Annotated in this window: 26 protein-coding genes; 7 read left to right on the top strand and 19 right to left on the bottom strand. The window is 61.7% G+C overall.

What is annotated here, in order from left to right:
- Positions 1-81: 81 nt before the first annotated feature.
- From FXF75_RS08370 to FXF75_RS08345, 6 genes are all read left to right on the top strand, one after another.
- Positions 82-342 carry a hypothetical protein gene (locus FXF75_RS08370; protein WP_163521438.1) on the top strand — a complete coding sequence of 87 codons (261 nt, stop codon included), beginning with the start codon at positions 82-84 and terminating at the stop codon, positions 340-342.
- Positions 339-848: a hypothetical protein gene (locus FXF75_RS08365; RefSeq protein WP_163521437.1), complete on the top strand. Its 510-nt coding sequence runs from the start codon at positions 339-341 to the stop codon at positions 846-848. Before FXF75_RS08370 ends, FXF75_RS08365 begins: the two co-directional genes overlap by 4 nt.
- On the top strand, positions 845-1360 hold the full coding sequence (locus tag FXF75_RS23310; protein WP_163521436.1) for a DUF488 domain-containing protein: 516 nt from the start codon (positions 845-847) through the stop codon (positions 1358-1360). Before FXF75_RS08365 ends, FXF75_RS23310 begins: the two co-directional genes overlap by 4 nt.
- Before the next feature lie 319 nt (positions 1361-1679).
- A complete protein-coding gene (locus FXF75_RS08355) occupies positions 1680-2018 on the top strand; it encodes a hypothetical protein (protein ID WP_163521435.1) in 339 nt (112 codons plus the stop codon).
- A complete protein-coding gene (locus FXF75_RS08350; RefSeq protein ID WP_163521434.1) occupies positions 2015-3874 on the top strand; it encodes a hypothetical protein in 1860 nt (619 codons plus the stop codon). Before FXF75_RS08355 ends, FXF75_RS08350 begins: the two co-directional genes overlap by 4 nt.
- Positions 3875-4614: 740 nt before the next feature.
- Complete coding sequence (locus FXF75_RS08345; protein WP_163521433.1) at positions 4615-5556, top strand: phosphotransferase; 942 nt, start codon at positions 4615-4617, stop codon at positions 5554-5556.
- A 306-nt stretch (positions 5557-5862) separates the two neighbouring features.
- On the opposite strand, the gene FXF75_RS08340 is transcribed toward FXF75_RS08345, so the two are convergent.
- The 17 genes from FXF75_RS08340 to FXF75_RS08270 all read right to left on the bottom strand — a co-directional run bounded on the left by FXF75_RS08340 (position 5863) and on the right by FXF75_RS08270 (position 18697).
- Entirely contained in the window at positions 5863-6150 is a 288-nt protein-coding gene (locus FXF75_RS08340) for a hypothetical protein (RefSeq protein WP_163521432.1), read from the bottom strand.
- Positions 6151-6154: 4 nt separating this feature from the next.
- Positions 6155-9145 (bottom strand): hypothetical protein, encoded by a 2991-nt coding sequence (locus tag FXF75_RS08335; RefSeq protein WP_163521431.1) that lies wholly within the window; start codon positions 9143-9145, stop codon positions 6155-6157.
- Between the two features lie 180 nt (positions 9146-9325).
- Positions 9326-10624: a hypothetical protein gene (locus FXF75_RS08330; RefSeq protein WP_163521430.1), complete on the bottom strand. Its 1299-nt coding sequence runs from the start codon at positions 10622-10624 to the stop codon at positions 9326-9328.
- The gene (locus tag FXF75_RS08325) at positions 10621-11631 is read right to left on the bottom strand and encodes a hypothetical protein (RefSeq protein ID WP_163521429.1); all 1011 of its coding nucleotides are present in this window, start codon (positions 11629-11631) and stop codon (positions 10621-10623) included. Before FXF75_RS08325 ends, FXF75_RS08330 begins: the two co-directional genes overlap by 4 nt.
- On the bottom strand, positions 11631-13322 hold the full coding sequence (locus FXF75_RS08320) for a hypothetical protein (protein WP_163521428.1): 1692 nt from the start codon (positions 13320-13322) through the stop codon (positions 11631-11633). The genes FXF75_RS08325 and FXF75_RS08320 overlap by 1 nt, the downstream gene beginning before the upstream one ends.
- Positions 13323-13403: 81 nt before the next feature.
- Positions 13404-13535: a hypothetical protein gene (locus FXF75_RS23075; RefSeq protein ID WP_275897398.1), complete on the bottom strand. Its 132-nt coding sequence runs from the start codon at positions 13533-13535 to the stop codon at positions 13404-13406.
- Positions 13535-13978: a hypothetical protein gene (locus tag FXF75_RS08315; RefSeq protein ID WP_163521427.1), complete on the bottom strand. Its 444-nt coding sequence runs from the start codon at positions 13976-13978 to the stop codon at positions 13535-13537. The genes FXF75_RS23075 and FXF75_RS08315 overlap by 1 nt, the downstream gene beginning before the upstream one ends.
- Positions 13975-14406 (bottom strand): hypothetical protein, encoded by a 432-nt coding sequence (locus FXF75_RS08310; RefSeq protein ID WP_163521426.1) that lies wholly within the window; start codon positions 14404-14406, stop codon positions 13975-13977. The genes FXF75_RS08315 and FXF75_RS08310 overlap by 4 nt, the downstream gene beginning before the upstream one ends.
- Positions 14407-14466: 60 nt before the next feature.
- The gene (locus tag FXF75_RS08305; RefSeq protein WP_163521425.1) at positions 14467-14769 is read right to left on the bottom strand and encodes a hypothetical protein; all 303 of its coding nucleotides are present in this window, start codon (positions 14767-14769) and stop codon (positions 14467-14469) included.
- 4 nt (positions 14770-14773) lie between these two features.
- The gene (locus FXF75_RS08300) at positions 14774-15307 is read right to left on the bottom strand and encodes a hypothetical protein (protein ID WP_163521424.1); all 534 of its coding nucleotides are present in this window, start codon (positions 15305-15307) and stop codon (positions 14774-14776) included.
- Positions 15300-15689: a hypothetical protein gene (locus tag FXF75_RS08295; RefSeq protein ID WP_163521423.1), complete on the bottom strand. Its 390-nt coding sequence runs from the start codon at positions 15687-15689 to the stop codon at positions 15300-15302. The genes FXF75_RS08300 and FXF75_RS08295 overlap by 8 nt, the downstream gene beginning before the upstream one ends.
- 43 nt (positions 15690-15732) lie before the next feature.
- Positions 15733-16161 (bottom strand): hypothetical protein, encoded by a 429-nt coding sequence (locus FXF75_RS08290; RefSeq protein WP_163521422.1) that lies wholly within the window; start codon positions 16159-16161, stop codon positions 15733-15735.
- A 13-nt stretch (positions 16162-16174) separates the two neighbouring features.
- Positions 16175-17710 (bottom strand): hypothetical protein, encoded by a 1536-nt coding sequence (locus FXF75_RS08285; RefSeq protein WP_163521421.1) that lies wholly within the window; start codon positions 17708-17710, stop codon positions 16175-16177.
- Between the two features lie 66 nt (positions 17711-17776).
- Positions 17777-17995, bottom strand: a complete 219-nt coding sequence (locus FXF75_RS08280) for a hypothetical protein (RefSeq protein WP_163521420.1) — start codon at positions 17993-17995, stop codon at positions 17777-17779.
- Positions 17992-18114, bottom strand: a complete 123-nt coding sequence (locus tag FXF75_RS23070; RefSeq protein WP_275897397.1) for a hypothetical protein — start codon at positions 18112-18114, stop codon at positions 17992-17994. Before FXF75_RS23070 ends, FXF75_RS08280 begins: the two co-directional genes overlap by 4 nt.
- Positions 18111-18539, bottom strand: a complete 429-nt coding sequence (locus tag FXF75_RS08275; RefSeq protein ID WP_163521419.1) for a hypothetical protein — start codon at positions 18537-18539, stop codon at positions 18111-18113. Before FXF75_RS08275 ends, FXF75_RS23070 begins: the two co-directional genes overlap by 4 nt.
- Entirely contained in the window at positions 18536-18697 is a 162-nt protein-coding gene (locus FXF75_RS08270; protein WP_163521418.1) for a hypothetical protein, read from the bottom strand. The genes FXF75_RS08275 and FXF75_RS08270 overlap by 4 nt, the downstream gene beginning before the upstream one ends.
- Positions 18698-18855: 158 nt before the next feature.
- On the opposite strand from FXF75_RS08270, the gene FXF75_RS08265 reads away from it, so the two are divergent.
- Entirely contained in the window at positions 18856-19083 is a 228-nt protein-coding gene (locus FXF75_RS08265; protein WP_163521417.1) for a hypothetical protein, read from the top strand.
- A gap of 150 nt (positions 19084-19233) precedes the next feature.
- Here the strand turns inward: FXF75_RS08265 and FXF75_RS08260 are convergent, their stop codons facing one another.
- Complete coding sequence (locus FXF75_RS08260; RefSeq protein WP_163521416.1) at positions 19234-19593, bottom strand: hypothetical protein; 360 nt, start codon at positions 19591-19593, stop codon at positions 19234-19236.
- A gap of 85 nt (positions 19594-19678) precedes the next feature.
- Entirely contained in the window at positions 19679-20101 is a 423-nt protein-coding gene (locus FXF75_RS08255) for an HNH endonuclease (protein WP_309221781.1), read from the bottom strand.

Below are 20101 nucleotides of genomic sequence, written 5' to 3'. Positions count from 1 at the left end.
CGTTTGTACCTTCTGCGGGTGCGCCATCGAGGACCCCGAAAAACAGTGTCCTGCCCTTAATAACGGGAGGTGTCGTCCCTGATGGCGATTCAGGACCGCGCCACGCAACGGCGCGAGCGCCAACTCCTCACTGCATGCCCGGCCTGCGGTGAAGACCTCTCCGGGAAGACGAAAACCTCGGACCACTTCCTCAGAGACCATCTCCCCGAGGACTTCGGCCTTTCGCCACTCGGCGAGATACGCGAAGGCACCGCGAAACCGCTGTTCGAGGACACCAGCGAGATTAGTCCAGACAGCGCCCCGGAGAAACGAGTTCTCGCCGACGGAGGTGCGTCGCCGTGAGCGACTCTCTGGCGGTCCTCCACCCGAAGGCCGCGGGCGAGTCCGTCGAGGCCAACGTCGTCCAGCGCGTCGAGCAACTCGCGTACGTCAGCGACCGGGAGGCCGAGTGGTGCGACGCCTTGGCCGATTCGCTGCTCGCCCCGACTACGACCGACTCGGTCGTCTTCTGCGGAATCAACCTGCTCGCGAAGGGAACACACGTCGAAATCAAGAGCGCTCAGGACCGTCTCGCCAGCGGCCAACGCGGCCGAATCTACGTCCGGAAGCGACAACACGAACGCCTTCTGGAGGAGAACGCCGCGTATCTCGTCGCAGTGTACGACCCCCGACCCGGACACAACCAGCGCGTCCTCGCGATGGCCGTCATCTCGGCATCTGTCCTCGACGAAATTCTTCCCGACGGCTGGACCAGCGTCGAGGGAGACCGCTCGGAGCGAGGGTACCGGCAACTGACGTGGTCGCGCATCATTGACCCCGACGACGTCAAGGGAGGTGACCAGCGGTGACGCTCTACACCACCTACTTCGGTGGCCTCAACTCCCTCGTCCACCCCGACGATGCCGACCTCATCCTCGGCGTCGTCCGGTATCCGCAGGACTTCGTCCAGCGCGTCACCGACCGGAACGTTCCTGCGGTCGCACCGCCCGACGACCTACTTAATGCGTTCAAGACTGTCGAAGAGGCGGGCGACCGCGACGGCGTCGCCAACCCGAGCGCCGCCGCATGGCGCACGGTAGACTTCGAGGACCGCTACCGCGACCATCTCGACGGTGCGGGCCAACAGCAAGTCCTCGACGAACTCCGCGACCGCGCCGAACATCGGAACGTCTGGCTCGTCTGCTGGGAGAAGGACCCGCGGTACTGTCATCGACGCGTGCTTGCCGATGTGCTGGCCGACGACCTCGACGCCGAGGTCGTGCATCATCCCGACCCGGCCGACCTCGAGGAACCTACCGACGAGCAGGACGGTCCAAAACTCACGAGCCTCACCGAGTTCTCGGGTGGTGAGACCGCGTGACTGGCGAGCAGTCTACAGACGGAAGTGAGTGGTCCAACGGGGACTCGACGGTCGGCCACGACGTGCCGAAGTCCGTCCGAGAAGGTGGCGCGACCGGCCCCTCACTGAAGTACTCTCTCGGAGAGAACGGAACTGCCTACAAAAACCACTCGGTCAACTTCGAGTGTACGGAGTGCGGCTCTATCCGGCGATTCGCGAGCCGGTCGTTCATGACGATGTACCGCTGCGACGAGTGCGAAACCGTCCGGTGGTTCGAGTTCAAATGGGACCTGAACCGCGCTCGGTCCAGCACGGCTACTGAGCAGCGAGGTGACTCGTCGTGACGGTGCGGGAGTCTGCGAGCGACCTCGTCGAACCGCGGACTATCGTCCTCATCGCCGACTACGACGCCCACCTCGACGCCGCGTTCTGTCCGCTGTGCGGGGCCGACGTGACCAGCACCATCGGAACGCCGACCGTTCCGGCCGACCTGTTGGAGACGCGTATCACCGAGGACCTTCCGGTCTATGGGTGGTCCTGCGAGTGCCGCCGCGTCGATGTAGTCCTCCCAGCACCCGAGGAAGCCGCACCCGACCACTTCACGACGGCCGAGGCCCGCCTCGGTGGCGAGACCGTGCCGGTCGCGACGCCTGAGCCAGCGCTCGCGGAGGCAACATGAGCGCCGACGTGCCCACCCAGACGGCGAGCGTCTCGCTCGATGACGCTGACCCACAGCAGAGCGCCCACATGGCGCACGACTACACCAAGAGCGGCCGCCTCGCGCCCGTTCCGGACGAGGACGCCGAACACGAGGTCCTCCTCAAGGATTACGACGAACTCGATTATCCCGACCCTATCGAACACGGTCACGGGATTCAGGCCGTCCTCGAAGACCTCCTCGACGAGGACGAAGACGACAGTGAGAGCTTCTACACTCGGCTGTTCGAGGGCTGGCAGAACCTCGATATCGAACCCGAGGAGGAGCCTGTCGTCCTCGCCGAGGACGTCCACGACCAATTCGACTGGCTTCACGATGACTACCCGGCCCACCTCGTCCTCTCCTCGAAGGGCTGGATGGTCGGTCGCGACGTGGACGACGACCTCGCTGGACCGAACGCGGGTGCGGAGGCGCTCATCTCGCAGTACTACGAGTACAACCTCTCGGTCATGCGCTACGACGAGGATTCGGGCAAGCTCGCGGCCGACCTCGACGGCAACCTCCGCGCACCCGTCTCCTACCAGTGCTGGGTCCAGCCGCAGGACGAGAATCTCGTCCGACCGTCCGGCGACCCGATGGTCTGCCAACACGGTGAAGGCTCGCGATTCAAAACCCAGACCACCTACGCCGGGAGCAAGGAATCGCTCGTCCGCACCGTCCAGATTACGAACCTCGCCGCGACCGCGCTCGGCGTCGAGCGCCCTGACTGGAGTACGTTCAACCGTGATTCGTGGAAGGTTTGGAAGGGCGAGGTCCACCATCGGTTCGCCAGCGAGATGATGGACGCCGTCGTCCAGCGCCTCCGCGAGGCGAAGTCGATGCTGGAGTACGGTGGCCGCGGCGACGTGGACGGCGACAGCACTATGCGCGAAGGGATGTTCGTTGAGGAGATGGTCCGCTCGGACCGCTGGAATGTCCTCGGTTTCAACGCCTTCGCCCAGCGCGAGGGCATCGAACTCGGTCTGAAGGTCTATCGCATCAACGGGAGTCCCCGTGACGACCGCCTCTCCGAACCGAAGCTGGAAGCGTTCTTCGCGGGTACCGACCACGATACCGAACTCCCGCACGCCGATGAGTGGGCCGCGCTCCGCGCGACGCTCCGCCAGATGGCCTCGACGGTCGCCGTTCGGTCCGGCCTGAATCTCGGCCTCCTGCGTGAGGACGACTACTACGAGCCGCGCGACCGCGAGCGCATCGACACGCTCGTCCCGACCGGCTGGCGGGCCGCCGTCCAAGAAGCGAACGAGACCCGCCTCCGGCGAATCCTCAACACTGTGTACGGCCAGTCGGGGACCCAGAGCAAGTGGGACCTTCTCTACGCCGTCGCCACGATGAACGGCACTCGCTACGAGGAACTCGCCGAGATTACCGGCTTCACCGAGGACTACGTTCAGGAGATGGTTGGGGAGTTCGTCGAAGATGACGTGCTGCTCCGGCTTAGTATGCCCACGCTCGTCGTCTTCAACAACGAAGAACTCCGGCTCAACGCGCTCGACGAACTCGAAGCTATCCATCCTGACGAGGACCTCAAGGACATCCGCGAACGCGGTGAACAACGCCGCGAAGACCGCCAGCAGGCCCGCGAGAATCGCACGTCCGACGCGGACGCCACGGATAATACCGACGCCTCGACGGGCGACAGCAGCAGCGCAGAGGATGACGACGACGGTCGCGACGACGCTGCCAATTGGGAGACGTTCGCCGACGTTCATCTGACTGGCGAGCAGTTGGGCGCTGCGCTCGACCGCGACCACATCGACGGCGACCACGTCGAGATTCGGACTGACCCGTACCCGGCGATATTCACCGGAGGGTAGCGCCCTTTCGGACCGGGTTCACGTCGGCACGTAGTGGCAACACTCTCTTTTTCAACTTTATTTCGAGCGAGGACGGAGAGATTCGTTTATCGTTCGACAAATTTCTATTTTGCATATGGTTTTAGCACGTTTTCATCGCTGCCTCGACGCCGCGGTCGCCAGTTCCGGCCAGTTCTCGCGCACCGTACACCCCACCGTCTCCGCCGTCATCACCATCTACAGTTCCTCTATCCGGCATCTGTGGGTCCGGGCTGGGGGTCCGCCAACCCCCAACACCCCTACGGTAGTTGCCCGTAGGCGGCTAACTCAATGCGGGCCGGGCCAGAACGGCCCGGCCCTCACCGCACGTGTCGAACCGCCCGAAACCAGACGGGAGAACGTATGAAACGAGGGTGGACACAGTCTGGGCCTCGCGGAAAATCCGACCCCTATCGCCTCTACGGTAGTGCGCGCTCGTGGCGCGCGCGAGTCTCTCGCAGTCGTCGAGGCAAATAGAGAAAAGGGGTGTGTAATCGAAGGAAGAGAATTAGATTACCTCCTTTTCGGTTGGGTCTTATGACAGGAATTATTGGTGGATTGCTTCTGTTATTCAGAGTATACTTCTACATCCTCTTAACAGTAGTTGGTAATACGAGTCCTTTATGTAGTCTATCACTCGTGAACGACTCGACGTTTTGCGCAATGGGTGGTGCGCATCTATCGTAACATCTAACTGACAAGAGCAGAACATAGTTTATAAGATGGTAGCAGACGTGGGTGACGCGCTTGCCACATACACTGATGATTACGAAATCCGCCGGGAACTCCCCTCACGGGGTCCGAACGGGGTTTACGAAGTGATTGTTGACGGTCAGACCGCCGTCTGCAAGGTAGCTCGGGAAAACAACGCACATATCGGCCAGCGTGTATTCGTGGCCCAGTATGTCGGAGAACAAACAACAGTGCCGACACCGGCTCTACTTGCCGCGGAGGATGACTATGCACTCTTCGAATGGATTAACGGCACTCCGTATAGAAGCAACGAAGTGCGAGACCTTCGAGAACGGCGACTCCGCAATGCAGGTGCAATGCTAGCGCGGCTTCACACAGAGGCAGACTTCGCGTCCCACGGCTACCTCTGCGCTCAAGATGGCCAACTCGACCTTGATGCGAAAGGAACGTGGAGTGAAATGCTCGAAACACTTGTGTCGAGATGGTGTGACGACCTCGCAGGGACGCAGTTCGAGGAGGCCGGGCAATCCGTCCGTAAATTCGTCCGGACTCACCAAGACGCTCTCAATAATGCAGATGGCCCGGACCTCATTCACGGTGACTACCAGCCAGCGAACGTCCTGTTCGACGGGGAACGAGTCGTTGGAGTCCTTGACTGGGAGTTCTCACTAGTCGGGAGCGGGGAGTTCGACCTCTGTCGGGCCGAGCGGGAATTCTTCGACTGGTACGACGCCCCTGAGGAAGACGATGAACTCCGAGACGCGCTTCAGGAGGGCTACGAGTCGGTCCGTCCACTTCCCAGTGGCTTCACTGCTCGGCGTGAGGTCTATAGAGGCATTCTCAAACTTGACCCAATGCGGTTTTTCAATACATGGAAAGACGAGGTCAAAGAGCCCGCCGCGACCGCAGATTCGATGGTTGCGTTCGTCCGTAGCTCATTAGCAAACGCCCGTGATGCCTTGAACGAATAAGGGAGATGGGGGGACCGAGAACGGGTTTTAACGTACTTGCATCGCGTTAGTAGTTGTTTCAGTTTTAAACGTCAGATACAGTTGAAGTGACACCACGAACGGTACACGCAACAGTCGTACTTGAGGGAGAAACCTATACGAGAGCGGTTCCAGTAATCGTACAGCGGACTGAATCACACCTCTTGCAAGAACAGTGATTCGATAAATACACGCTCTAGATTGAGCGTAGGCGGTCCTCGAACCTCGTAGCCACCGTCGAACACGCCCAGATGACCAGTAGGACGCTACTAACTGCGAATTCCGGCGTCATATTATCGGGAGCAGGTCGCCCAATCGGTCGAGTCCACTGCCGAGCGTTCCGAAATTCACGCTCGCCTCGACGCCCGGAATCAGTCCGAGGACCGCCGCACTACCCAGCGCGAGAACAACGACCGCGACCCACGTCCCGAGTCGCGCCATCGTCAGTCCGAACGAGACCGCGTGAACCACGTCCTGTCCGTGACTGAACGCCGCGACTGCCATCACCGCGACCACCACGACGTGGGGGAGTCCCAGCATCGAGAGGACGTCTCCGATGACCAACGGTGTCGGCATCGTCCTACGGCCCTCCTTTGTCGTCCTCGTCGTTCGAGGACCCGCGGCGGAATCCTCGAACGCTGAGTTTCACGGTCTTCCCTCGTCGGTAGGCCTTGACTGCCTTGTAGACGACGTAGAGACCACCGATGGCGATGATAGGCATCGACGGGCCGAGGTTCGACAGCACCGAACTGACGACGTTCCCGCCGAGCAGTTGGAGTCCGAGGATGAGCGCGACGGCCGTCACTGCGCCGAATGCTACGTGCGAGTACTGGCCGGTCCGACGGAGGCCGAGGTACGTCGCCAGCGGGACGCCCGTCACCAGCAGCAGGAGACCAGCGCCCGGCGGGAGCGAAACGCCACCGACCGCGCCCCCGACGCCGACCACTGCGACGACGAGACTTCCGAGGACCACGTTCGAGGAGAGCGCCCGGCCGAACAGGCCCGTGACGCCGCTCGCTCCTCGATATCGACTCCGAGCGTACCACAGCACTGCAATGCCGAGACCTGAGACGAGCAGGACCACCGGGAGATTCCCACCGCTGGCCGATTGCTTGGCGAACTGGCCCGGTGGAGGGAAGCCATCGGTCCATCCGTCACTGTTCGACGGCCCGGAGCTTCCGCTGTCGTCAACCCGGAACACGAGTCGCTCGGCGCTGTCGTCGTCGGTCAACGTGACTGGCGAGTTCGCTGTGCCCGAGTCCCGAACTACTCCGTTCGATTTCGAGTAGAGCAGGTACTTCGTATCCGGTTTCGCGTTCAGATAGGTGAACTCCACCGTGTCGCTGGGCGCATCGCCCGGCCGAACGTAGAACTGCGGTTCCTCTTGGCGTGGTTCCGAGACCGAGACCTCGACGTCGCCTTGATTTGGGGTCGCCTTCACCGGAATCGTTTGGACTCGGAAGGTACCTCCTTCTGGCGCGTTCGGCAGGGAGAGGTCCTGCTGACCGTTGGATTGGATGGTAGCGTATCCGTCGGCCGAATCCCACGATTCGTTCATGGGGTACACGATTTTCTTCGACTCGCCCGACGATGCGAACCTCAAGTGACCGTTTTCGCTGATGGAGTCGATGGAGAGTTTCGAGTCGAGTTTGTTCCCTTTCGCGGTCGCTCGTTCGACAGTGATGCTCATGTTGTAAGTCTCGACGCGCGAACCGTTCGCGCGTACCTCGACGGTGTCACCTTTCGAGACCGAGCCGATGTCGGCGACGAGTTCGTTCGCGTCGGTGATACGATAGTTCGACGAGGCGACTGCGGTCCAGCTTCCGCCGTTCACTCGTTTCTCGACGTCTCTCATCCCGTACACCGTGTTGTCGAACGGGATAGTCATCGAGATATCGGATTGTGAGGACGAGAAGTTTCGACCGACCTCGTAGCGCACACTCAACTTCTCAGCCGAGTAATCAACCGAGAACGTTGATTTCGCATCATGCTGGTATGCTACGTCAACCTCTGGTGTTGGCGCATCCGCCCCGACCGAGGAACCGACCGTGACGTTCACCGTGTTCGTTCCCGATTGAATAACCGACTCGTTCGGCATGAACGACACCGTCTCACTGTCAGCCAATGTCCCGGAGTAATCCGCGATAACATCACCGTTCACGTTGAGCGTCGGACTCTCCGTTCGCTGGCGTTCTCGCATCCGGAGCGTCGCGTCGACCATCCCGGAGCCATCGAATGAGAGCGAACTTGCCGATGTCGAGATATCTAACTCTTGAGTCTTTGTCTGGCCGCCCGAGAGATTCCCGAACGACGCAGTGGTCCCGTCGTCGACGGTTGCCGAGACCTCTCGTGGATTCCCTAGCACAGTCACGTTAAACGCCGATTTCCGGGTGTTAAACAGCTCGTAATTCACAGAATTGTCCAGTTCGGACACGACGTAATTTGTCCCGTCTGTCTGGAACTCTAACGTCAGATTCTGGCCATTCGTCTCGACAGGTTGGTCAAACGTGACGTTCATCAGGTCGGTCGAGGACGACTCAGAATGCACGACCGTCCCCTCGTTTTTGGTCCCGTCGGGTAGCTCACCAACTTTGGCCAGCACATGATACGGCCCGCCGTCGTTTCGCGACGTGTTAATGCTGATTCCGGTCACGGTCTCTGGCGGGTTGATAAACCCGACCTCGATACCAGTCTTTGAATCCGCGATAATCGCGGCCTCATCGGATTTTGTCGAAAACTCGTTATCCCACTCCGTACGACCAGTGACCGAGAGCGTCGGGTTGTCGGTCTCTGACGGGCCGCCCGGCGAGAGGTCGCCACCGACCGCCACGCTCATTGAGCCGCCGTTTGCCGAGATGCCCGTAGCAGACTCGTTATCCCATTCCGTCGCCGTACTCCCTGTGAGTTCGACAGAGAAGTTCGAGACTGCGTCGAGGTCAGACAACTGGTAGTTGAACTGGTCGCCGTCCTGCGCCGGTGTCGCCTGTATCGAGACCGTCCCCTCGAAGCTGACCGTGTTCGACGAGAAGTGCTTGACGTCGGCGACAATCCATCCGTCGCGCACCGTCACGGGCGACTGCCACGTCTCGCCCGTCTCGTTGTTCGCAATAGCGAGATACTCCGGAACGTACCCGAACGCATCCTTGATGACGCCAGCGCGGACTGCCACGCGACGGCCATCGTGATGAACGTCGTCAGAGATGACCAACGACATCGACTCGTCTCGTGAACAATCGAACTGCGGATTCTTCCCGGCCGCGGGCGACGAGCAGACTGCCTCTTGCGCGACGTCCGAGGGTGATGCGCCCTTAGCAATCTCGTCCGCTTGGGCGTCCGTAACGAGGTCCACCTCCGTCGTCGAGGCGTGTCCACTCACGTACACTGCACCGTCGAGGTCCGCTTCCGAGACGTTCGTCGCCACGCCGCTCGGCCGAATGTCGTTGATGTTGGTTTCACTGACTGCGACCATCCCGCTGGGCGGACCGCCAGCAGTTGCCGTCGGTACGACGCCAGCCAACGTCGAGACGAGCAGCAGCGCGACGAGAGCGAGTGACCGAGGACGCTCACGCATCGGTCGTCACCTCCTCGGTTGAGGCGCGACCACGCCCGCGCAGTGCTGCGGCCGAGCGCTGTGGAGCAACGGCGCGCACCCACCCACGGGGGGTTGTACTACTCGATTCGTAACACGCGCGTGCGTCTGGTGTCGGCGAATCGAAATCTTCGCCGCGACGAGCCAGTTCGGCCCCAGTTCTCACGCCGAACCACCTCGGTTCGAGAGTTCGACAGCGACCTTCGCGACGGTCGGCTTCGGCACGTCACTCCAGTAGAACTCCGACCAGTGGAGGGCCGTCCACCACAGCCCCTTGCCCACGTTGAAGTACTTGGTGTGCTGCTCGGTCATCGGCGCGTCCTGAAAGCCGACGACTTTGTCGCCTTCCGTCGGGTTCGGCCAGCCCGGCATCGTGATTCGCCACCGGAGCTTCCGTCGAACGAGGCTATGGACGTCGGCCTCGTTGTGGCCGAACTTGAAAATCGACTTGTTGTTCTTGCGAGCGTCCACGAGCGCGTCGCGGAACGCCTCTATCTTCTCGTACCAGTTGTGGTTCTTCGGCCCGGACCGCGCGGCCTGCGGGAGTAGGTCGCCGATTTCGTCGAGGAACAGCGTCAGGAACTCCGGTCCCATGAAATCGACGATGGCGACAACGAACGCGAACCACCAGTGCGACAGCGGTGTCGGCGTGTCGTACTCCGAAGAGTCGTCCATCGACGCCGTGTTCACCCACTCGAAGCTATCCGTCCGTGCCGACTGAGCGAACACGTCCTCAACGCCCTTGCCTTCGGGGTCGGGGTAGACGACGTGGAACTTCCCCGGCTCGAATCGCTCCAGCAGGTCGAAGACGTCTTCGTAGCGCTCGACCTCGCGGGCGACCTCCGTCACGTCGAGTTCGAAGCCCCCAGCGCCGTGCTGTGGCGGCTGGACCGCCACCGTAGACTCGACGCCCGCCGGGAGCAGGAGCTTCGTCCACTTCGCCAGCGGCGTCCATTCCGCCCGTGACGGCGTTCCGCGCCACACGACCGCCTCCTCGGGGTTGATGCCGAGGACCTGTCGCGCGAGGTCGCACGCCAGCGTCGATTTGCCCGAACCGGGTTGGCCGGTGCCGAGGAAGTCGGTCCCGCCGATGCTCATCTTCGAGAGCGCACGGTCGTCTGCTGCGAGCCACCGCAGGACGTGCCGTCGTGTCTCGGGATAGCCCGCGAGGTCCGGTTGGTCCTGCTTGAGTAGCTCGCGTTCGTCGCGCCGGAGGTGGATGAGACAGTCCGGCACGACGCCGGGATACTGCACGGCGTCCGCGCTCGTGTCGATTCTGGCGGCCTCGTCGGTCTCGTAGAGTTGTTTCCAGAACGGCCGGAGGCCGTGGTCTCGTCTGATGCTCCCTGCGTCGTAGACGCCGTAGGATACGTCGCGGAACGTCCGAGTCCGCGTCTCGGCCTCGAAGGCGTCCACGATTTCCCGTGGCGTCGTCTGTAGTGACTGGTCAGTCTTACTCATACGTCAACACCTCCCGAATGGTCGGAGGTTTCGTCGTCCGATTCACCGGCCCGCTCCGCAAGTTCGCGTACGGCGACGTTGGTCGCCGGGAGCAGGAACCGGGCCATGATACGCTCGCGCGCCTCGACGTACCGCTCGGCGTCCGAGAGGTAGAGGTCGGGCGCGCTCTCGTCGGTGAGGAGAACGTAGTCGAACTCCGATTCGACGGCCTTGATAGCACCGAACGTCGCGAGGTCGAGGTGGTGAAGCCACTCGTCGAGGTCGTCCTCGTTCTCGAACCCGCGATGGAACTGTGCGAGTGCGCGCTCGGTCCGCTGGTAGTGTTCGTCCAGTGCTGGGCGCATCGCCAGCGCTGCCATCTTGTCGGGGTTCTTGTCGTCGTCGAGGTACTCCGTCGCCTTCGGTCGGAGCGTCCGGAACGCGTCGCGACACGCTGGCCGCAGGTACTTCGCCACGAGACGCCGACGTGCGGCCCACGCCTCCTGCGGAGTCACGTCCGTCCCATCCTTCTCACCGTACGCGCCGCGGTTCTCGCCTGTCAGCACGCATGCTAAGGCGGTCGGGTCCGTCGCGACGTGATGGTACCAGTAGTCCGGTAGACGCCCGAGCGTCCGGAACTGAAGCCGTAACAGCCACCGTAGGAGTTCTGGACGATGTTCGACGCCCTCGTCGCGGAACTCCCGGAGCGCCTCCAGTTGCTGTTCGTTCAGGTTCGCCAACGCCGGACGCGTCGGCTGGAGTTCATCATCAGCGTCGGAATCGACCGGCTCGAACTCCGGCAGGACGGTCTCCGCGACCTCGTCGCTCGCGGTCTCGACCTGCTCGACATCGACGTCGCCCTCGACGAACGCCTGAATCTGGCGGACCGTCTCGGTCACGCCCTCGGCCGCGTCCGCAGCGAGCGTCTCCGAACCCCCGTCGTGGCTCGCAAGCGCTTGGTCTACGAGGTCGGCCGCATCGCTGTCCTCAGCGAGGTCGTCGCGGCCCATCTGCGGGATACCCGACATCAGTCGTCACCTCCCGCCGACGTCGTGGTCGGCGAGTCCGACCCGCCGACGAACTCGCCGGGCGACGTGTCTCGGCTCGACGCCTCTTTGACGACGCTCTCGGCGTCCATCTCTTCGAGCGTGTCCAGCAGTTCGTCGCTGCTGTTGCGCTCCTCGACCAAGGCATTCAACGCCGCCTCCAGCGTCTCGTAGCCGTCGATTTCGGCCTCTCGGTACATCGCTGTCGCAGTTGCGTCTTGAGCGCACCCCACGGCGGGGACGAATACTGCTCGTCCAGCTTCGGCAGTCGTGAACAGTGCATAGAGTGCGACCCCAGCGAAGGCGAGCGCACCAGTTCGAGCGCCGCCGATACCCGATTTCTGGAGTGCGAAGAATGCGAGGCCGCCACTGACGACCGCGTAGAACGCTACCGTCACAGCGCCGGTCCAACTCCAGCGTTCCTCGCCGGTCTCGGGGTCAAACTCGGTCAACGGTAGCTCGAACGAGAGCGTCTCGGGTTCGTAGTCGATGAGTTGCTCGGGGTCCTCGTCCACGAAGATGAGCTTGTCCGCGGGCGACGAGGTCAGCGAGACGTCGGGCGTTCCGAGGTCGAACTCCAGTTCGAGGCGGTCGAGACCGTAGAGCGGCGACCCACCGCTGAACAAGCGGGCAATCCACGGCCGGATACCGTCCCGAATCGCCTTCGGTCCCTCCTCGGTCTGGGCCAGCGTGACGACCTCGAACTCGCCACCTTCCGCGGAGTTTGCGAGGTCGCCGCGCGGGTTCTTCGTCTCCTCGGTGAACAGCCGGATGAGCGCGACGCGGTAGACGCCGTACTCCATCGTCTCCAGCATCACGATGCCGATTACCCCCGCGATGAGGAACGCTGCTACTGGGGGCGCGGCGGTCAGCAGACTCGCCGTCCAGACGTACGCACCACCGCCGATGAGCGCGCTTCCGAGACCGAGGACGATGGCCCAGAACAGCAGGCCCATGTTCGGCCCGCGACCCGTCTGTCGGATGGACGCCGGAACGGCAATCGCTACGATACCGGTCGCGGCCAGAATCCAGATTAGCAGATTCGTCGTCGTGAACTGCCAGTAGCCGCCCCATGTCGCCGGAAACGGCAGTCCCTTCTTGGACTCAACGCTCTGGTGGGTGAACCGCCAGCGCGCGTCCGGGTTCTCCTCGACCCACATCGTAATCTGGTACGACTCGTCGTAGTGGGCGGGTAACGAGATGTTCGCGAGGTCGTAGCCACGTCCGAGCGAGACTTGGTGGTGGTAGACCGAGACGTTCGTTGCCGTCGGGCGCGTGACCGTACCGTTCCCCGTCGAGACCTCCTTTTCGCCCTTCTGCCACGCGACGACCGTGACGTTCAGTGACTCGTCGATTTCGTCCGATGGCGCGAGCCGAACCGCTCGAAGTGCCACTTCGTTCGAGTGAATCGTCGTCCCCGGTTCGAGGTACTTCCACCCGTTTTTGCCGGGGGAGACCGGCGTGTATCGGACGGTTGCACTGCCGTAATCGCCGAGGAACCGCATCGACGGCGGGGCGCTCTCGTAGCGCTTCCCATTCTCTTGGAGTTCGTCGAGCGTGTACTCGTCACTCGACGTCTGGTTCTGGGCGTCACTCGCTGCGAAAACACCGACACCCGTGACCGTCGGCAGGACGAACAGCACGACGAGCAGGAGCGCTGTGGCGCGGCGCACGCTACGTCACCCTCGTTACTGCGGTCCCGGCGACAACCAGCCCGACGAACGGTGAGAGCGTCAACCACGCGCTCGCTGGCGTCACGATACCCACCGCGTCCAACACTCCCGCGAAGATTCCTGAGACGCGCTCCACCCGAACAATCCGGCGAAGAAGCCGCCGACCGTCGCGGCCAGCGCTTTCCCGCCGGTCACGAGTGATTTGAACACCATCAGGCGGCCACCTCCTCGCCAGTCCCCTCGAACCCGAGACGGGCCGTCACCCACTCGTAGCGGACGTAGAACAGTCCGGCCAGCACGACACCGGCCCACCACAGGACCTCGCTCGCGGGCGATGGTAGGAGCGCGATTCCGACGCCGACCGCACCGTAGACGAGGAACTCGCCCCCTGTCACAAGTGCCGCCGCTTCCTGTTCGTCGTCTCCGCGAATTCGACCAGCGACGTAGAACACCGTCATTATGCCGACGAAGCCGACGGAAATCCACGTTGCTGCTGACAGCGACAGTTCGCCCGTCGCGTAGCCGAACGTCGTCGCAGCACCGAGTAAGTACAGCGCGACGTTGAGGACCACTCCGACTACGACCTCAGCAACGTCGAGGGCGCGGTCGGCCCGTTCGGGAAGCCGGTCGCGCACGTCGAGGTCGAGCATGGTCACGCCCGGTCACCTCCCGGCTGGCCGAACTTCGCCATCGCCGCCACGAGCAGAATCAGGATGAACGCGAACCCGAGAACCTGCGGTGAAATGTCCCACTCGATGCCGACGAACGACAGTCCGCCGTAAATCAGGTAGCCCACGATGAACGGGACGCCACCGAGGAGTTCGTTCAAGTCTCCTGCGAGTTGCAGGAACTCGACCGCGATGGTCATGCCGATGGACGCGAGACCGACGAGCAGCGCCCGGAAGCCCGACAGTGCCCCACCGGTCGCGGATTCGGCCCGTGAAGTGACGCGGTCCACAGTCTCGCCGGGACTTTGATGCTCGTGTTCGTTGCGCTCGTCCCACCACCAGTACGTGAACAGCGCCGCGAGCAGTGCGCCGACGAGCCACGTCCAGTTGTCCGCGAGGAACGCCAGCTTAGGCATGGCGTACCTCCCTACTCTTCGTTTTGCGTGCGATACAGCCGTCTGTGCGTGTGTTTCGTCTCATAGTTCGTTGTCGAAGTTCTGGTACGTCCGCTTCCCGAGACGGGCGAGGTACAGCACGCCCGAGACGGCCAGCGCCGCCATGAACACCGGCTTCAGCAACTCCAGTTTCGGGAGAATCTTCGGAAGCGTGAACGCTCCGATGGAACTGATGGTGAACAGCGTCGGTGCCGATTGCCACAACGCCAGCACGAACGCCTTCAGCACGCCCGGATGGAGCGCGATACCGAATACTCCCGCAACTGTCGATGCCGCCGCCAGCGGGTGCGCAAGCGCCTCACGAACGCGGTTGAGTCCTTTCATATCTCTATCCGCCTCCAAACAGGAACGTCTCGATGCCCGACGTGACTGGAACCGAGTCCAGCACCGCCCGAAGCCCTCGTATCGCCAACTCCGCCAGAATCAGCGTCTCGGCCACCAGCAGCGCGTACACGACCAGCGCCGCGAACGGCGTCCCCGACGGGACGACCGCTTGGTTGATGTTGATGAGTCCGCCCACGCCAATCCGCATCAGTGTGAGAATCGGACTGACGGTGATGTCCACGACGAGGGGCAACAGGTCGGTCGCCCCGTACGTGGCACCCGTCGCAGGCGGGTACCCCGGATACCCGACTTCCGACCCGACGAACAGGAACAGGATACCCTCAATTATCGGCGTGAACATGTCGAGGATGCCACCTACCACCATCGGCGCAATCTTCGCCCGAAGAAAGCCGAGGGGATTAGCGTAGAACGAGATACCACCCGCGGAGAGGGTGGCTAACGCTTTCAGTGCGTTCGCATTTTCACTAACCCAGTCGGGGACGGTGACTTTCGTCACCTTCTCGACTATCTTAACCATCGGTGAATTGACTCACCCCGATTGCGAGCATGGTGAACGCCACCAGCACCATCACGAGGTTGAACGGAAGCTGGAACAGACCGAGGTCAATCTCGAACGTCCACGCCGCCGCGAGTTGTCGCGTGAACGAGTCGAAGTACCGGGTCGTCTGTCTCTCGATGGTTCCGACGAGACCGCCGACGAACAGGTCGATTGCCGCGCCGACCGAGATGACACCCCGAACGACGCCAATGAAAATCGCGTAGACGGTACTCCCGGTTAGCGCCACACCGAGCGCGCCCCACTTGATGTGATTGTCCCGAGTGAGTAGCGACGTAATCAACGCGTCCCGCGAGCCGCCGCCTCCGCTGCCCTGCTCGAAATCTGGTCCCGGTGGACTCACGCCGACCACCTCCGGGCCAGTGGGGGACGCGCACCGAGCATGGCTACGCTCCGTCCTCCGCGTCTTCGTCAACACCGGTTCCGAAGTAGTCGGTAAACGTACCCGGAATCGTGTCCGACGTCACGTCCTGCCGGAGGTACAGCGCGATAATCGAGAACGTTCCGAGTAGGACGATAGTCCCTATTGGGAGACCGAACAGCCCCATCTGGTCAACGCCGCGCGCCGACGCCTCGCTCCCCGTGATGACCACGAGCAGCGGCTTCAGGATGAGGCCCTCGACGACGTTGGTGCCGATTTTGTTGACGAGTCGGACCGGCATCAACAAGAGTTGGGTCAGCGCCTGAACGCCGAGGATGGCGCTGGTGCTGAGCGCGAATAGCCACCCGCCGATGCCCTGTTTGGTGACGCTGGTCAGGGACTTCCCTTCCGCCCTGTTGATGAGGTCCATCGGATTCGGTTGTGAGGATGCCATCTGTGACACCTCGTTACCGGTCCATCAGCCATTTACCGCCGAAGATTGCGCCGACGATGGATACGAGCGACCCGAGAATCGGGATGTCGCTCGCCCAATTACCGCCACCACCCTTCCGGAACTGGCCCGCGACGCCGCCTTGGGACGTCATGTCGCCCTGCTCGGCACTGGTGATGGGGTACTGGTAGTGGATGGCAATCTGCTGGCCGGGCTGAATCGTCGAGTCGAGCGTGACGTTCGCGCCCTGCGTGCCGTACTTGCTCTTGACCGAGGTCCACGAACTGATGTTCTGGAACCCGGTGTCGCCGACGCCTTCGGCGACCTCAACCGACTGGTAGCGGCCGCTCGGCAGGTCCACCGTGTCAGCCAGTTCGGCGTTCTGATAGCTCAGGTCGTACGCCGACGGGAGCTGAAGCCGGTAGTAGACGTCCGCGATAAGCTCGAAGTCCGGGAAGTCCCCGGCCGAGGAGAACTCGACCTGCGCATCCATCTCCTGCGTGAGGTTCGACGCGTGGAACTGGAGCGACTGCTCGGTGTTGTGGACTTCAGCGCCGGAGAAACTGCTCTGGAGCGACTCGTAGCTGGTAATCCGGTACTGACCGCTCGGCTCGTAGAGCGTCCGGGTCTCGTCCTTCTCGCCGTCGCCGTCCTCGTCGTAGGCCTGTTCACCGAACGTGTACTGTCCCATCTTCTCGGCGTTGATGAGCGAGAAACTGGCGTCAAGGTCGCCGTCGGTAACGCGAACCTCGACTGATTGGATGTTGTTGAAACTGCCGTCGCCGGTGCCCTCGGTCGTGATGCCGCCCATCTGCTGCTGGGTGACGTAGCCGTCGCCAGTGCTGTTCGCGAGGACGTCGGCGTCGGCGGTCGCGTTGTTCGGGTCGATGACGAACGCCTTGTAGTCGCCGTCCTCGTCAACGACGCGGACCTCGGCGTGCGTGCCGGAGTCAAGCGTGTCGATGTCCACGCCGAACTGTGCGAAGCGCTTGGCCTCGTCGCTGGTAATGGAGAAGTTGCTGTACGTCGCAACTCCTGTGTCACCGCTGCTGAGACTCGACGTGTTAACTCGGACGGCATCTACGCCGGGTGCAGTCGTTGCATCTTGGACGCTGAAGGTCGCTCCGGTGGTGGAGATGCCGGACGAATCGGCCGACCACTCGGAGGCATCGAGCGCCGATGCCGAATTGGCGGCCTCGTTCTTTCGGGGGAACTCCCCGAAGTCGGAGGCGTTGATGTCCGTCGCGACGAGCGCGATGGGGTTCGCCTTCGATTGGTTGAGCGAGGCGTTGAGCGTCCGGGCTTCGCCCGAGTCGCTCTCGTACTGGGTCGGTGTCCAGTCGCCGACGTGGTGGACGTCCTTCGTGACCGTCACGGGAATCTCGGGGTTGTGGACGGTCGAGGCGTCGTAGTAGAGTTCGGTCGGGTCGTCGATGGGCGACGGAACGTCGGCCTCTTGTGCGAGGGCGACGCCCGCGACGCCGGTAATCGACGACGCGACGAGCAGTACTGCGATGAAGGCCGATGCGAATCGTGAATCTCCGAAGTTCATGTGTTGGGTTCTTCTGCGGTCGTTTCGGCACCGTGGCTGGTGCGAGTCGATTCAGCTTCGAGAGTCTCAGTCGTCCGAATCATCTGCGAAGACCAGATATGGCAGGCCGAGAGCGCCCAGAACTGCCGGGACGATACCGAACGACTTCAGGCCGGTCACGCTCGGGGCGACGCTTCCGAGAACGTTGACGAGTCCCGTCCACAACGCACCGCCGACCACGAATCCGACAGTCATCAGCGCCGGTCCTGCGATGATTGCCAGCAGGACCTTCTTCCAACGCTTCACGGTGAAACCTCCTCTACGGCGGGATGCAGTTCGGGGCGCGGTGGCCACGTCTCGCGCAGGTTGTGGACGTACTGATGCCAGCGCTCGCCGCCGAAATCGAGGACGCCAAACGAGGTCACGCGAGGGACTCCTCCTGTTGGCGGGCGAGGATGGCCGTGAGGATTAGGCCGACACAGACCATCACAATTCCCGAGAAGGAGTTGGCCGTCGAAAGGAGGTAGCCGCCCCCGACGAGCGAGAAGATGGTCCCGACGAGTGCGAACACTGCGAGGTCCTCTTCGAGGCCGATGCCTCGGGACGTGACCGCGACGTGGTCGGCGACACCGCCGTCCGCGAGCACTTCGTCGTCTGCGGTTGGGTCCTCGAACCGTACGTCAGCGTGCGGCGGGACACCGATTTCGGGGTCCTCGTTGTCGAGACAGATGGAAATCTGCCCGTCGAGATTCGAGGCGGCGAACGCCGTCACCTGCCCGTTCTCCCGGATGGCAACCTCGCCGCCCGTGTCGTCGGCTGAGTCCGCCAGACGGACTGGGGCGTCGGTCACGCCTGCCTCCCGACGAGGTCGTTGAGGCCGTCGTCAACGCGTGCGAGGTCGCCGACGGTGGTGTCGAGGACGGACTCGTAGCTTCGGTGGATACGATGCTCCTGAAAACGGTCGTGAGAGCCGTCGGTTCGACGCGGCTCGCGTGGGTCCTTGCCCATAGTTGTCACGACGGCCAGCCGCGGAGGCCAGCCGCTACAACATCGTCATGGTTTCCAGCTTCAAAACATAAGATGTTCTACAAGATTATCGTACGATGTTCGTGTAGCCGTCGTGGATACATCCCGAGTTTAAGGTAGAGAATCTCCCAGACTGTGGTATGCGGAAACTGTCACCAGCCGACGATAAGACGAGTGGAATCGTCACCGTGCCGAAAGAGTACCTCGAACGCGACGGACTCGTTGACGACGACGGAAACGTCGAGAGCGCTAACATCCACTTCAACTACGACGGTGAGGGCCGCTACGAACTCGTTATCCTCGACGAGGACTGCCAACCACTGGACCAGCCCAACCACGCCGACCCCGAGTTAGAGGCTGCTGACTGACCATGTCCGGGTCGTGCTCTCCAAGCGGAGTTCTTGATGCGGTCGAAGATGGGTCGGTCACCGTGTTCACCGGGACGTCGTCGGGTCTCGACGGCCATGTCGAAGCGGGCGAGTCGCGGGGTGTCATTAACTTCTAACGACTTGGAGATATCATTCTTCGTCTGGAATCGATTCCTCAAAGAGTTCATCGATTTGGCGGGATGTGATGGAAGCCGCAGATACTCCTAAACCAATCAGTACGAGAAGGACCATACCTGCGGACAGGAACAACAAAATAGAGGTCTTATCTATTGTCCGGATTAAAAACACAATATCTGCAACACCTGCAACAGCTAAAAATCCCCCTGCGAGCCAAATACCGTATTCAGGGTGAAAGGGAAGAACAACGCTACGGTCTTCTTTGTAGATGCCAATTTTGCGATAAGCTTGGAGTAAAATTGCGATGACTGGAAATAAGAGCGCGATTACTTGTAAGAGTACCAATGCGAACTCAACGTCAGTACTAGCCATGTCCTAACTACTGATTTATTATGATTTACAGCTTCCGGAGAACATTCTGGAGCGCATCGGTGGTTAGCCGGTCTCTTGACTGTGTTCAAACAGTCCTCCAAAATTCACCATCCATAACGGACTCTAACTCTCTAAGGAAACGGCGTCTTACCGTGTGGCGAGGGAACCGTCTCCGTTCGCAGAAGTCCTTATATGCTCGAAATATTTCCGCTCGACTCCCATCCGTAGTACCCTTGGGGACACTTACATTATCCTCACCAAGATACTCTTCGGCGAAGCACTCGACGCCTTCAGTCACATCGCCACCGAACTCCCTGTTCTTAATATTTTCAATTAGCCGGTCGAAGAAGTCGTCTCCGTATATTTTCTCGATGGCTGTGTGGCAATTGGAGCAGAGAGTGACTAAGTTTTCAGGCTCATCACTGCCATCGTATCTTCGGGGTAAAATGTGATGCTCTTCCATCACATTCTGATTTGTCTCGCCACAAATGAAGCAAGTGCGGTCCAC

Source organism: Halorussus sp. MSC15.2, assembly GCF_010747475.1.
GTDB lineage: Archaea > Halobacteriota > Halobacteria > Halobacteriales > Haladaptataceae > Halorussus.
This window is presented reverse-complemented; position numbering and strand designations above follow the sequence as displayed.

Excerpts from the sequence above, each read along its gene's own strand:
- FXF75_RS23075 (WP_275897398.1), bottom strand. The coding sequence starts at position 13,535 with ATGGTGTTCAAATCACTCGTGACCGGCGGGAAAGCGCTGGCCGCGACG.
- FXF75_RS08345 (WP_163521433.1), top strand. The coding sequence starts at position 4,615 with ATGGTAGCAGACGTGGGTGACGCGCTTGCCACATACACTGATGATTAC.
- FXF75_RS08310 (WP_163521426.1), bottom strand. The coding sequence starts at position 14,406 with ATGCCTAAGCTGGCGTTCCTCGCGGACAACTGGACGTGGCTCGTCGGC.
- FXF75_RS08340 (WP_163521432.1), bottom strand. The coding sequence starts at position 6,150 with ATGCCGACACCGTTGGTCATCGGAGACGTCCTCTCGATGCTGGGACTC.
- FXF75_RS08335 (WP_163521431.1), bottom strand. The coding sequence starts at position 9,145 with ATGCGTGAGCGTCCTCGGTCACTCGCTCTCGTCGCGCTGCTGCTCGTC.
- FXF75_RS08350 (WP_163521434.1), top strand. The coding sequence starts at position 2,015 with ATGAGCGCCGACGTGCCCACCCAGACGGCGAGCGTCTCGCTCGATGAC.
- FXF75_RS08300 (WP_163521424.1), bottom strand. The coding sequence starts at position 15,307 with ATGGTTAAGATAGTCGAGAAGGTGACGAAAGTCACCGTCCCCGACTGG.
- FXF75_RS08260 (WP_163521416.1), bottom strand. The coding sequence starts at position 19,593 with ATGGCTAGTACTGACGTTGAGTTCGCATTGGTACTCTTACAAGTAATC.
- FXF75_RS08325 (WP_163521429.1), bottom strand. The coding sequence starts at position 11,631 with ATGTCGGGTATCCCGCAGATGGGCCGCGACGACCTCGCTGAGGACAGC.
- FXF75_RS08305 (WP_163521425.1), bottom strand. The coding sequence starts at position 14,769 with ATGAAAGGACTCAACCGCGTTCGTGAGGCGCTTGCGCACCCGCTGGCG.
- FXF75_RS08290 (WP_163521422.1), bottom strand. The coding sequence starts at position 16,161 with ATGGCATCCTCACAACCGAATCCGATGGACCTCATCAACAGGGCGGAA.
- FXF75_RS08265 (WP_163521417.1), top strand. The coding sequence starts at position 18,856 with ATGCGGAAACTGTCACCAGCCGACGATAAGACGAGTGGAATCGTCACC.
- FXF75_RS08270 (WP_163521418.1), bottom strand. The coding sequence starts at position 18,697 with ATGGGCAAGGACCCACGCGAGCCGCGTCGAACCGACGGCTCTCACGAC.
- FXF75_RS08285 (WP_163521421.1), bottom strand. The coding sequence starts at position 17,710 with ATGAACTTCGGAGATTCACGATTCGCATCGGCCTTCATCGCAGTACTG.
- FXF75_RS08370 (WP_163521438.1), top strand. The coding sequence starts at position 82 with ATGGCGATTCAGGACCGCGCCACGCAACGGCGCGAGCGCCAACTCCTC.
- FXF75_RS08330 (WP_163521430.1), bottom strand. The coding sequence starts at position 10,624 with ATGAGTAAGACTGACCAGTCACTACAGACGACGCCACGGGAAATCGTG.